Origin of the sequence: Archangium gephyra, assembly GCF_049060025.1 — a bacterium.
Lineage (GTDB): Bacteria > Myxococcota > Myxococcia > Myxococcales > Myxococcaceae > Archangium > Archangium gephyra_A.
Map to the genome: position 1 here is coordinate 2586216 of NZ_JBMEQQ010000002.1, position 12108 is coordinate 2598323.

At 70.4% G+C, this 12108-nt stretch carries 9 protein-coding genes and 1 pseudogene; 8 read left to right on the forward strand and 2 right to left on the reverse strand.

The genetic code is table 11. The features are described 5' to 3' along the window. Window positions 1-63: 63 nt before the first annotated feature. From ACN28I_RS11110 to ACN28I_RS11145, 8 genes and pseudogenes are all read left to right on the forward strand, one after another. The gene (locus ACN28I_RS11110) at window positions 64-4005 is read left to right on the forward strand and encodes an ELWxxDGT repeat protein (RefSeq protein WP_420942039.1); all 3942 of its coding nucleotides are present in this window, start codon (window positions 64-66) and stop codon (window positions 4003-4005) included. Window positions 4006-4183: 178 nt separating this feature from the next. Next, window positions 4184-4426 carry a mersacidin/lichenicidin family type 2 lantibiotic gene (locus tag ACN28I_RS11115; protein WP_420942040.1) on the forward strand — a complete coding sequence of 81 codons (243 nt, stop codon included), beginning with the start codon at window positions 4184-4186 and terminating at the stop codon, window positions 4424-4426. Window positions 4427-4455: 29 nt separating this feature from the next. After that, window positions 4456-5034 (forward strand): hypothetical protein, encoded by a 579-nt coding sequence (locus ACN28I_RS11120; protein ID WP_420942041.1) that lies wholly within the window; start codon window positions 4456-4458, stop codon window positions 5032-5034. Further along, window positions 4922-5251: a hypothetical protein gene (locus ACN28I_RS11125; protein ID WP_420948882.1), complete on the forward strand. Its 330-nt coding sequence runs from the start codon at window positions 4922-4924 to the stop codon at window positions 5249-5251. Before ACN28I_RS11120 ends, ACN28I_RS11125 begins: the two co-directional genes overlap by 113 nt. Then, window positions 5202-7322 (forward strand): annotated as a pseudogene (locus ACN28I_RS11130) (type 2 lanthipeptide synthetase LanM family protein); the annotation flags it as partial. The gene ACN28I_RS11125 and the pseudogene ACN28I_RS11130, both read left to right, overlap by 50 nt. A gap of 25 nt (window positions 7323-7347) precedes the next feature. After that, window positions 7348-7686 (forward strand): lanthionine synthetase LanC family protein, encoded by a 339-nt coding sequence (locus ACN28I_RS11135; RefSeq protein WP_420948620.1) that lies wholly within the window; start codon window positions 7348-7350, stop codon window positions 7684-7686. Between the two features lie 137 nt (window positions 7687-7823). Beyond that, on the forward strand, window positions 7824-9347 hold the full coding sequence (locus ACN28I_RS11140; RefSeq protein WP_420942042.1) for a Tox-REase-5 domain-containing protein: 1524 nt from the start codon (window positions 7824-7826) through the stop codon (window positions 9345-9347). A 12-nt stretch (window positions 9348-9359) separates the two neighbouring features. Beyond that, window positions 9360-10103, forward strand: coding sequence for an Imm52 family immunity protein (locus ACN28I_RS11145; RefSeq protein ID WP_420942043.1), 744 nt, complete (start codon window positions 9360-9362; stop codon window positions 10101-10103). Window positions 10104-10139: 36 nt separating this feature from the next. On the opposite strand, the gene ACN28I_RS11150 is transcribed toward ACN28I_RS11145, so the two are convergent. Next, the gene (locus tag ACN28I_RS11150) at window positions 10140-10928 is read right to left on the reverse strand and encodes a WecB/TagA/CpsF family glycosyltransferase (RefSeq protein ID WP_420942044.1); all 789 of its coding nucleotides are present in this window, start codon (window positions 10926-10928) and stop codon (window positions 10140-10142) included. A gap of 133 nt (window positions 10929-11061) precedes the next feature. Continuing rightward, on the reverse strand, window positions 11062-11751 hold the full coding sequence (locus ACN28I_RS11155) for a LuxR C-terminal-related transcriptional regulator (protein WP_420942045.1): 690 nt from the start codon (window positions 11749-11751) through the stop codon (window positions 11062-11064). Window positions 11752-12108 lie beyond the last annotated feature (357 nt).

Here is a 12108-nt window from a genome sequence, read left to right on the forward strand (position 1 = left end):
CTCTCGAAAGAAGGCGGGCGCGCGCGGTGAGATGACCCCGTGCTCCCCTGTGGGAGAATCGCGATGAGAAGGGTCTGGATGACCGCGGGCGGGCTGGCGCTGGTGCTGGCGAGCCTCGGGGGGTGCTCGGCATCGGAGAGCGAGGAGCCAGGGCCGGTGCGCACGCAGGCGCATCAGGGGCTGGCAGCGGCGGTTCCTGTCGAGCTCGTGAGGGACATCCGCGTCACGCCCGCGTACAACCCATCCAGCGATCCCACCTACTTCACGGCTTCGGGTGGCAAGGCCTACTTCTTCGCCAGCGTGGAGGGCTATGGGCGGGAGCTGTGGGTCACGGACGGCACGCCCGAGGGCACACGGCTCGTGAAGGACCTCTGGCCCGGGCCTTACTCCCCCGTTGGCATTCCCTCCGGCGATGCCCCTCGCGACCCCGGCAATCTCCGCATGGTGGACGTGGGGGGCGTGCTCTACTTCCCGGCCTCCGTCAATGGCAGCGACCACGCGCTGTGGCGGACGGATAGGACACCCACGGGCACGGTGGAGGTGAAGGAGATCTGCGCCAACTTCTGCCCGGCGGAGATAGGCGCCCTGACGGCCTTCAACGGCCGGCTGCTCTTCGCCGCGGCCGGCGATTCCTGGGACACCGAGCCGTGGGTCAGCGATGGCACGGCGGCGGGCACGGTCCGTCTCAAGGACATCTTCCCCGGCTCGAACAGCTCGCTCCCCCGGGCGTTCACGGCGTGGAACGGGGCGATGTACTTCCTCGCGACCACCGGCAGGACCGGCTTCGAGCTGTGGCGGACGGACGGGACGCCGTCGGGCACGGTCCAGGTGAGCACGAACCCGGCCTTGCCTCCGCCCTACTCCAACGTCACGGCCCTGGCGGTGGCGGGTGGACGGCTCTACTTCGCGGCCTCCGACGCGGCCGGCGAGGAGCTGTGGGTGATGGACGGGACGCCGTCGGGCACGCGGAGGGTGAAGGACCTCAACCCTGGCGCCGCCTCGTCCTTTCCCCACTCGCTGACGAGCGTGGGAGGGCGGCTCTACTTCGTGGCGGGCGACAGCACGGGCACCAGGTCGCTGTGGGTGACGGACGGGACGGAGGCAGGCACGGTGCTGCTCCGGACCGCGGCCTCCGGCTGGGCTCCCGAGGACGAGCCCCGCCTGCTCACGCCGCTGGGAGAGCGCCTGTTCTTCATCATGGATGACGGCCTCCACGGCGAGGAGCCATGGGTGACGGACGGCACTCCCGAGGGCACCCGGATGCTGGGAGACCTCATGCCCGAGTACGGCGGCTCCGAGCCGGGGAGTCCGACGGCGGTGGGCAGCGCGCTCTACTTCGTCGCGTACAGCCCCCCGGACTACGTCTCCGCGCTCTGGGTGACGGACGGCACTCCCGAGGGGACGCGGCGCGTGCCGGGTGGAACCTCCGGGCTGGCTCATGCCGCTCCCAGGGCCGGGGCCGTGAACCTGCGCGGGCGGCTCCTCTTCTCCGGAATGGGCGCCGACTCGAGCGGGTTCGAGCCGTGGGTGACGGACGGCACCCCCGAGGGCACCCGGCGGGTGAAGGACGTGGCCCCTCCCCTCTCCTCCTCGAACCCGGCGGAGCTCACGGGGGCGGGCGGGCGGCTCTTTCTGCGCGCGGACGATGGGGTCAGCGGAAGCGAGCTGTGGACGAGCGATGGGACACCGGCGGGCACGAAGCTCGTGCTGGACATCAAACCCGGCTCCCCGGCGGCCTTTCCCCACTCGATGAGGGAGCTGGGCGGCGCGCTCACCTTCTTCACCGGCAATTGGAATCACCAGGAGTTGTGGCGCAGCGATGGGACGCCAGCGGGCACGGTGCGGCTGAGGACCTTCCAGCCCACCTTGAACGCCTACCAGTACGGCCTTCCCGTGCTCTTCGAGGGCCACCTCTATTTCATGGCCACGGACGCGACGGCCGGAATGGAGCTGTGGCGCAGCAATGGGACAGCGGCGGGCACATCACGGGTGGTGGATTTGTGGCCCGGCACGTCGAGCGGCACGCCGGGCGAGCCGACCCCGATGGGTGGAGTGCTGTACTTCACGGGCAACGATGGCGTCACCGGCATGTCCCTCTGGAAGACGAACGGGACGGCGGCGGGCACGGTGCGGGTGCGGACGCTCAGCGGCCCCAGGGAGCTCACCCCCTTTGGCGGGGCGCTGTACCTCAGTGCGCACGATCCCGCCACGTCCAGGAGCCTGGGCCTGTGGAAGAGCAATGGGACGGCGGCGGGCACGGTGCTGGTGAAGCCCCACCACATCAGCCTGAGCTCGCTGACCGTGCTTGAGGGAAGCCTCTACTACTTCGCGGGCGACGAGCTGTGGCGCAGCAACGGAAGCCCGGAGGGCACGGTGAAGGTGGCGGGGTTCGACACCGGAAACACCGCCATCTCCTCCTCGATGGTGACGATGCGCGGGGCGCTCTTCTTCTCCCTCCAGGGTCCCCTGGGGGAGGAGCTGTGGCGGAGTGATGGAACGATGGCGGGAACCCGGCTCCTCCGGGACTTCTCGCCAGGGCCGGCCAGCGGGGTGTCCCGCCAACCCTTCCTCGTGCTGGAGCCGGAGGGAATCCTGCTCGTCGCCGCCTCGGACGGGAGCGCCGGCATGGAGCTGTGGGCCACGGATGGCGCCGACCTGTGGCGCGTCACGGACGTCGCCCCGGGAGATGGCAACGCCAATCCCGGGTCCCTCACGCGCGTGGGAGCCTTCGTCTACTTCACGGCGGACGATGGCACGGGCACGGAGCCGTGGCGCTTGCCGGTCAAGGCGCTCGAGGACGTCACGCCCCCCACCCTCACCTGCCCGGCCGACCAGAAGGCCGAGGCCACCGCCCAGGATGGCGCCGTCGTCCACTACACGCTCGCGCCCCCCTCGGATGACCGGACGTCGGCCGTGGCCGTGAAGTACAGCCAGGCCTCGGGGACGAAGTTCCCGCTCGGCAAGAGCACCGTGACCGTGACGGCCACGGACACGGCGGGCAACACGTCGAGCTGCTCCTTCCAGGTGTCGGTGGTGGACACCACTCGGCCCCACCTCATCTGCCCGTCCGAGCTCACCCGCCAGGAGGCCACCAGCCCCGCCGGCACGCCGGTGAACTACCCGAGCGCCACGGCGACCGATCAGGTCTCTCCCCCGGTGACGCTGAGCTACAACCCCGCCCAGGGCGACACGTTCCCCTTGGGCTTCACGCTCGTCAGCGTCACCGCGACGGATGGGGCGGGCAACCAGAGGCAGTGCGGCATCCAGGTGCTCGTGGTGGACACGACGGCCCCCAGCATCACCTGCCCCGCCGAGGTCACCACCGAGGCCACGAGCACCACCGGGGCGGCCGTCTCCTGGGAGGCGGCCAAGGCGAGCGACGCGGTGACGCTCGCGCCCGAGGTGACGTACAGCCAGTCCTCGGGGACGGAGTTCCCGCTCGGAGCAACCCGCCTCACGGTGACGGCGAGTGATGCCGCGGGCAACGCGTCCTCGTGCGACTTCACCGTGACGGTGCGCGATACCACGCCGCCGGAGGTGACGTGCCCGATGGACCTCACCACGGAGCCCGCCAGCGCCGAGGGCCGCAGGGTGGACTTCACGCCCGCCACGGCTCGGGACACGGTGTCGCTGACGCCGGAGCTCACGTACAGTCACCCGCCGGGCAGCACCTTCCCTCTCGGGACAACGGCCGTCACCGTGCAGGCACGTGATGCGGCGGGCAACACCGCTTCGTGCGGATTCCAGGTGACCGTGCCTCCCATGCCCGTATCCACGGACGCTGGAACGGATGGCGGCACGCAGACTCCGGACGATGGCGGCACGCAGACTCCGGACGATGGTGGCACGCAGACTCCGGACGATGGTGGCGTGCGCGAGCCCGACATCGAGCCGGACACCTCGGGCTGCGGCTGCTCGGCGGGCAACGCTTCCGCGAGCACTGGCTGGGGCGCGCTGCTCCTCCTGGGCTGGGTGATGACGCGGCGGCGGGGGATGCCCCGCTGAGGGAGCCGGCCAACACCGGCCCTCGGCGGAGGCCACCGGGAAGGTGGTGAACCCGAGGGCCGGGTGGGGCTCAGCCCTCGACGCGCACGCGTCCCCCAGGGCCCTGTCACATCCAGGCCCCCCCCACTCCAACCGGGTGCCGGGTGTGACGCCCGGTCCCAGCCCTGGAGTGAGTGCAATGAAGAAGGAATGGATTGTCCGCGCCTGGAAGGACCCCGCGTTCCGCGCCAGCCTCTCCGCCGAGGAGCGTGCCTCCCTCCCCGAGTCTCCCTCGGGTAGGGCGTTGACCGAGCTCGAGGAGAGCGAGTTGCTCGGAATCACCGGAGGCAGGCCCGTGGCTCTGGAGCCCTCCACGGGGTGTACCGATGGCAGCCAGCCGACGTGCGGCATCGTCATGTGCCGCGATCTCGAATTGGCCTGACCTTTTCCCGGGACCCCAGGTAACCGTCCATGCAAGTCATTCCTCCTGTCTTCCCCTGGAAGAAAGCGGCGTTCCTCCACGAGCGGGCCACCGCGCGAACCGATGACCCGTCTCCAGGAAGCGAACCGGTGCTCCAGGAGGCCGAGCGCCGGGCGAGCGCCTGGCGGCAGCTCATGTGGGGAGACGATGCGACGCTCGACGAGCGGCTGAGGAGCGTCGGGCTCGATCGGGAGGCCTTCCTGCGAATCCTCGCCCGTGCGGGGAGCCAGGAGGAAGGCGCCAGCGACAGTGGCTCCTGGGTGTCCCTCATCGAGGAGGTCATCGAGCAGCGGCACGCCGGAGAGCCGCTGCCTCCCTCGCTCCAGCCTCCCGCCGGTCCGGGGCAGCCCGGGCTGGCGTTCTCCGGATTCCTCCATCCCTTCCTCCGGATCGCCGCCGCGAGGCTGCGCACGGTCACCGCCGCGCTGCGGGCCCGCTACGGCTTGGAGCTTCCCCTTGTTGTCCTCCGAGGCCGAGGCCTCGCTGCTCGAGGGGCTGGCGCGGCGGCTCCAGTCCCTGTCCACCCGCACCCTCATCCTCGAGCTCAACGTGGCGCGGGTGATGGATGAGCTGCCCGGTGACACGCCCCAGGAGCGCTTCCACCACTTCTCCACCGTGCGATTCCAGGAGCCGCGCGTGCTCGTGGCCGTGCTGGAGGAGTACCCGGTGCTCGCCCGGCTGCTCGCCACCAGCACCGAGCGGTGGCTCACCGTCAGCCTGGAGCCTCCTCGAGCGCATCGCCAGCGAGAGGGAGCAGCTCGGGCAGAGCTTCCTCGGCGGCCGTGACATCGGCTCCCTGGAGGGCCTCCAGTCGGGCGTCTCGGACCTGCACCGCGAGGGCCGGAGCGTGGTGCTGCTGCGGTTCAGCTCCGGACTGCGGCTCGTCTACAAACCGAAGTCGCTCGCGGTGGACGTCCGCTTCCAGCAGCTCCTCCAGTACTTGAATGTCTGGGGCGCGCGCCACCCGCACCGAGTGCTCACCGTGTTGGACCGCGGCACCCATGGCTGGGTCGAGCACGTGGAGTCCGCGGGCTGTGACTCGCGCGAGGCCCTCCAGCGCTTCTACTGGCGGCAGGGCAGCTCGCTGGCCCTGCTCCACCTGCTGTCGGCCGTGGACTTCCACCTGGAGAACCTCATCGCCGCGGGCGAGTACCCCGTGCTCGTGGACCTGGAGGCGCTCTTCCACCAGCGGCTCGCCCTGGACCTGGGAGACTCGGCGCGGCAGCGCGCCTGGGCCGAGCTGGATCGCTCCATCATCTCCGTGGGCATGCTGCCCATGCTCATCTTCGGCCGCTCGGGCCGTGCCGGGGTGGACATGAGCGGGTTGGGCGGAGAGGCCGGGCAGCTCTCGCCCCAGGCCGTGCCCATGGTGGAGGACGCCTTCAGCGACACCATGCGCATGGTGCGCCGCCAGGGCCGCACCTCGGGCTCCCACAACCGCCCCCGGCTCCAGGGCCAGCCCGTGGACGCCACCGCCTTCACCGAGGACATCGTCCAGGGTTTCGAGGAGACGTACCGGCTCCTGCGGCAAAACCGGGAGGCGCTCGACGCCCGCCTCCAGGTCTTCGCGGACGTGGAGGTGCGCCACATCGTGCGCGCCACCCAGCGCTATGCCCTCCTGTTGCAGGAGAGTGTCCACCCGGACTTCCTGCGCGATGGCCTGGAGCGCGACAAGGTATTGGACAACCTCTGGGCCGAGGCCTCGCTCATGCCCGCGCTGCGGCGGCTCGTTCCGTCGGAGCACGCGGACCTGCGGCTCGGGGACGTGCCCCTCTTCACCACGCGACCCGGCCAGCCCCACCTGTGGAGCAGCACCGGCGAGTGCATCCGCGACTACTTCGCACGCGACAGCCTGTCCGAGGTGCGCGAGCGGCTCGCGCGGATGGATGAGCGGGATTGTGCCTGGCAGGCCTCCCTCATCCGCAAGTCGATGGTTTCCATCGACAAGGGCCGGGGCACCGCGCGTCCCGCCGTCCGCCCCACTCCCCCACCCTCCCTGCCGCCCGCCTCGCGCGAGGACTGCCTCGCCGCGGCCGTCTCCCTCGGAGAGGAGCTCGCGGCCCGGGCCATCCGCGGCAAGACGGATGTGTCCTGGATTGGCATGAGCCTGGAGGACCTGGGGCAGTGGCGCTGGAGCCTCTCTCCCCTGGGGACGGACCTGTACGAGGGCGTCGGTGGGCTCACCCTCTTCCTCGCGTACCTCGCCCGGGAGACGGGGCGCGCGGACTTCGAGCAGCTCGCCCGCGCCGGCCTGGAGACCGTCCGGGACGCCTGGCGCAATCCCGATCCGAACGACACGGGCGTGGGGGCCTACGTCGGCCGGACCTCCTCCGCGTACGTGCTCGGCCACCTGGCCGCGCTCTGGAACCAGCCGGAGTTGCTGGACGAGGTGATCGCCGGACTCCCGGCGCTGGAGCCCCTCATCGACGCCGACACCCGGTTGGATCTCCTCAGCGGCTCGGCGGGTTGCGCGCTCGTGTTGCTCGGGCTGCACGCGCGGACCGGGGACTCGCGGCTGTTGGACGCGGCGAGACGGTGCGGCGAGCGGCTCCTCGTCACCGCCCAACCGTGTCCGGAGGGCGGCATGGGCTGGAAGGCTCCGGCGGCACAGCGGCCCCTGTCGGGCTTCTCCCACGGCGCGGCGGGCATCGCGTACGCACTGCTGGAGCTGGCCTCCGCCACGGGCGACACGCGCTACCGCGAGCTCGCGGACCAGGCGCTCACCTACGAGCGCGCGCTCTTCGTCCCGGAGCGCGGCAACTGGAAGGATCTCCGCGAGCCCGAGGCGGGCACCGACAGCGCCACCCCCGGCTTCATGGTGACGTGGTGCCATGGCGCACCGGGCATCGCGCTCGGGAGGCTGTGCTCGCTGCGGCACCTGGATGGAGCGGACATCCGCGCGGAAGCTCGAGACGGCGCTCACCACCACCCTGCGCGAGGGCTTCGGCGGCAGCCACTGCCTGTGCCACGGGGACGTGGGCAACGTGGAGCCGCTGTACCTGGCGGGCGAGCTGCTGGGCGAGGCACGGTGGATCCACGCCGCCCGGGAGCGCGCGGCCCACATCCTCCACCAGGGACGTACTCGAGGCTGGCTGTGCGGACTGCCCCGGGGTACCGAGACCCCGGGACTGCTGATGGGACTGGCCGGTATCGGCTACGGCCTGCTGCGGCTGGCGGCACCGGAGCGAGTGCCCTCCGTGCTCACCCTGGCCATGCCCTGACCCAAGAGCGTCCGATGTATCCCCCTACCTGAAGGGCCGGGAATGTTTTTGCCTACCTGATGGCTTGACTGCCGATGCCCTGTCTCACTGGACTCCAGGTGGTCACGCGTCAGCCCATGCGGCTGGGGGAGTGGGGCATGTCCTTTCGGTGTGTGGGTGCGGTTGTCTCGGGTGCGCGGCTGCTTCTGGCCCTGGCCCTGGCGGTGCTCCTCGGAGGGTGCGCCACGGCCCCTCCACGCACGAGCCTGACGAGCGGCTTTGGGGGTCCCGGGCCGCGCGCGGCCACTCCCCCTTTTGAAGGAGCAGCGGGGGGCTTTCCCGAGCAGACGGAGGACTTCTTCCAGATGGTGCAGCAGGCCAGCGGCCTGGGGGAAGAGGCCCGGCACCCGGCGGGCGCGGCCCTCTATGTGGAGCAGGCGCGCCAGATGCTGGGCCGGTTGACGAAGACGCCCGTGACGCGGCGCAGTTTCGCCCCGCGCCGGGCGCTGTGCTGGCTGCTGCGCGAGGTAATCGAGGGCGGTGAGCGCACGGAGTACGCCGATTTGAAGTGGCGCGCCGAGCGCTTCGGGCCGCTGGTGCTGGTGCGCCCAGACGGCTACCTGGTGACGGCGCTCGAAGGGACGCCGCTTCAGCGCCTGGGTCCACTGGAGCTGGTGGAGGGCGAGTGGAGGGTGGGCCGCCTCGTGGTGGGTGGCTTCTATTTCTCGCACGGGGGCGTCTTCTACCCGGCCACCGAGGCGCTGCGGCGCGCGGACGGCCCGCCCCTGGCGGAGTTGGGCCTGGAGCGGGACGCGCTCAACGCCGCGCTCGACGGAGGCCAGGAGGCCCTGGCGGAGATGGCGCTGGCGCTGGCGCACTCCCTCCTCCACCCCATCCGCACGCTGGAGGACCTGGGGCAGTTGCCCACCACGCTGGCACACCTCATCGCCTCCTCACCCGAGTACTTCGCGCGCTACGGCGCCATGTCGCGCGAGGACCAGATACGCGAGGCGGCGCGCCTGTCCACGCACGTCCTCATGCTGCTCGGGGGCGCGCAGGCCACGGTGGGGCGCATCGGCGGACTGGGCGCGGAGCTGCCGGTGCTGTCCGTCACGGCCGAGGGCGAGCTGGTGCTGGGTGGAGTCGTGGTGGCGGCGGGCACGACAGCCACGGTGGGCGTGGACCTGAGCGCCCTCTCCATCCTCCACATGGCGGGCAGCGGCCGGGGCAACACCGGCGGCGCGAGCGGCAAGGCGGGGCAGTCCGCCCAGACGGCTCCGGCGCGGGGGCCCGGCAGGTGGACGTACAAGAAGCCCACCACCGCGTCCCAACGCTCTTTGGACTATCAGGAGCAGGTGACGGGGCGGCCCGCATGGTGGGTGTACCTGGTGGGCAAGCTGGAGTTCGACGGCTTCAAGCTGGGGGAACTGCTGGAGGCCAAGGGCCCCGGCTACTGCTCCTTCTTCAACCCGGATGGCACTCCCAAAACCTGGTTCATGAGTTCCGGCAAGTTCGACGAGATGATGGAACAAGCCAGGAAACAGTCGAAGATGGCCGAGCACTTGGGGATGCCGGTGAGCTGGCATGTCGCCGATGCCAACGTGGCGCAGTTCCTTCGCGAATTCTTCAAGGATAAAGAGTGGACCAACATCACCGTCCACCATACGCGGCCCGTGCAGTAGAAAGGCGCACGCATGCAGGACAAATACTATGTCGGGGCGTACTGGGGACCACGCCAGGAGACGGCGCTGGAGTGTGCGCGGCGCGCGGAACTCTTCTTTCACATGCTGGCGCGATGTGACCCGACGTTCACCCAGTGGTACGGGCCGGGCCGTGGCTTTCCCCGCGAGCTGCCGGGCTGGCCCGTGCGCCCGGAGATGAAGGAGCTGGAGACCTTCCTCCTCAAGGGCAGGAGCCGCACCGACGTCGGCAGGGAGGTCATCGAGGATCTGGGCTTCAGCAGGATGGTGTGGAACGCCAAGAAGGAGGCCACGGAACTCCACCTCTCCTGTGGCGGATACTCGCCGTGGGGAGGGCCCAATTCGTGCCTGCTCTATCCACCCCGGCAGGGCGCGGTACGCGAGCGGCTCCTGTGCGCGCCCGTGCTGGCCAAGGTGCTCACGTGCATGGCCACGGCGTGGGACCCCGACTACGCCATGGCGAGTTCCTCGCAGATGGTGGACCTGATCCAGAAGCGGAAGCTCGAGGTGCGCGTGGGCTGGCTGACGTACCTGTCGCGCCGCCTGGGCACGCTGCCGCCCTTGCCCGCGCCCGTGCGCATCGAACCGGTGGGGGCGCTGGGCTGGCTGCTCGTGCTCTCCCCCGAGCCCATGACGGCGGGCAACCCCGAGCACGTGGCCCTCACCGCCCGCGTGCGCGAGTTGCTCGACCGGGCGGGTCTCATCGAACGTCCTCAACCCGGGCCCGCCAGCGAGTGACACGCGCCGCGAGCCGCCTCCAGCAATTCCAAGGGCTCAGCGCCGCGAGGCCGCGAGGACGCGCAGGAAGGTCAGGCTCCGGCGCAGCCACCGCACCGGCGCCGACACCAGCGCCCCCAGCGTCCGCCGGCGGCGAGGCGTCCAGGGCTTGTCCAACAGCGACTCCAGCGCCGTGCCCGTGCCCACCAGGACGGCCGGCTGCAACCGCGTGGCCGCGTACTGGCAGAACAGCTCCTGCTTCGGCGTCTCCATGGACACCAGCACCAGGTGCGGACGCGTCAGGGCCACGCGGTCGATCAGCCGATCCACCCACGGGCCCCGCCCATCCCCGGGCACACCCGTCGCGGCCACGCCCACCGAGAGCAGGCCGTACCTGTCCCTCAGCGCACACGCGGTCCACTCGGCCAGCCCCGGCTGATCCGCCACCACGAGCACCCGCCAGGCCCGCGCCCGGGCCAGTCCGGCCAACGCCGGCAACCACCGGGTGCCCTGCTCCGGAAAGGGCGCGCCGATCAGCCGCGCCGCACGCACCAGTGCCGCACCGCCCGCCAGCGACAACTCCGCCGTGGCGAGGGCCTCGCGCAGGGACACATCCGCCTGGGCGCGGACGACCTGCTCCACGCCCGGCGTGAGAACGCGTCCACCCTGTCCACTGGCCACGAGGCGCTCGATGCACCCGAGCACCTCGTCCAGCCGCCCCATGTCCAGCGGTACCTGGCCGATGCGCACACACGGGAAGGCCCTTCCGGGCTCCCGCTCGAACCTCCTCGGTGCTGGAAGCGCGAGACTCCCTGCTGGCGGCTCCAGCCCCACGACCCCGTTCATCACCCTCCTCCTCCTGGCGCCCTCAATGGGCTCGGACAGTGGTGTCACGCACCACGATCTGCCAGGGGGGTCTGACGATTGGATGGCCGGGGACTGACGACGGAGTCACATCCGTCCCCGGATTTTCCAACGTCTAGAGATCCGGCGGAGGCCGGACCCCCAGGTGACACGCACGCAACGCGAGCTGGGTCCGGTTCTCCGCTCCCAGCTTCCGGTAGAGCTGTGTCACGTGCGACTTCACGGTACGCTCGGCGATCTGCAGGTGCGCGGCGATCTTCAGGTTGTCCGCGCCTCCGGCCACGTACTGCAGCACCTCGCGCTCCCGCTGCGTGAGGGTGAGCAACACGCTCGCCGTGGCCGCCGCGACCGGTGGGTGCTCGAAGTCATTGCGCAACAGCTGCACCGGGAAGAGCTTCTCCCCGCGCACCAGGGCGTTGACCGCCGTGCACACCGCGTTCGTCGTCAGACTCTGCCGGAAGAGGTAGCCCGAGGCCCCCTCATCGAAGCACTGGGAGATGAAGTCCTGTGCATGCGCCGAGGACAACACGAGCATCCGCACCTCCAGCCGGCGCTTGCGCGCCTCCCGCAGGAGGTTCAGTCCTTCCGTGGCCGAGCAGCCCATGTCCGCGTCGCCTTCCGGCTCCACGTCCAGGATGGCCACCTGGGGCGGATCCGTCCCGATGCCGTCCAGGAGAGTCCTCGTGTCCCGGGTCACCCACAGGACCTGGAGTCCTTCTCCCTTCAGCCCATCGGCCAGTCCCTGCCAGGCCGCCCACGGTCCTTCCAACAATCCAATCCGCACTTCATTCTGATTCGTTGCCATGCGAGGGCCCCCCAGCCGTCATGGCGTACACAGACTTCTCGAGACGTACTGCACCGGTCCTATCAACACCCGCGGTTCCTGATGTGGGTCGGGCTGGTTCTTCGCAAGGGTGTTCGTCCTACCGGGCAGCACCTTCCACAACCTGTTGACGCTTCGCGCTCTTTTGAGCCGCACCTCCAACACCTGGTGGGAAAGATTCGACCCATCATTACCACCGGTTCACCCACCGTGCGACCGGGGCTACCCACGAATGTCCATCCGAATGGCATACGTCCAGTCGCGACCCACGCCAATTTGCCGCTGAGTGTGCACGGCCATACCGATAACTCCCGGAACTGTCAGGTGGTGTTCGATTCC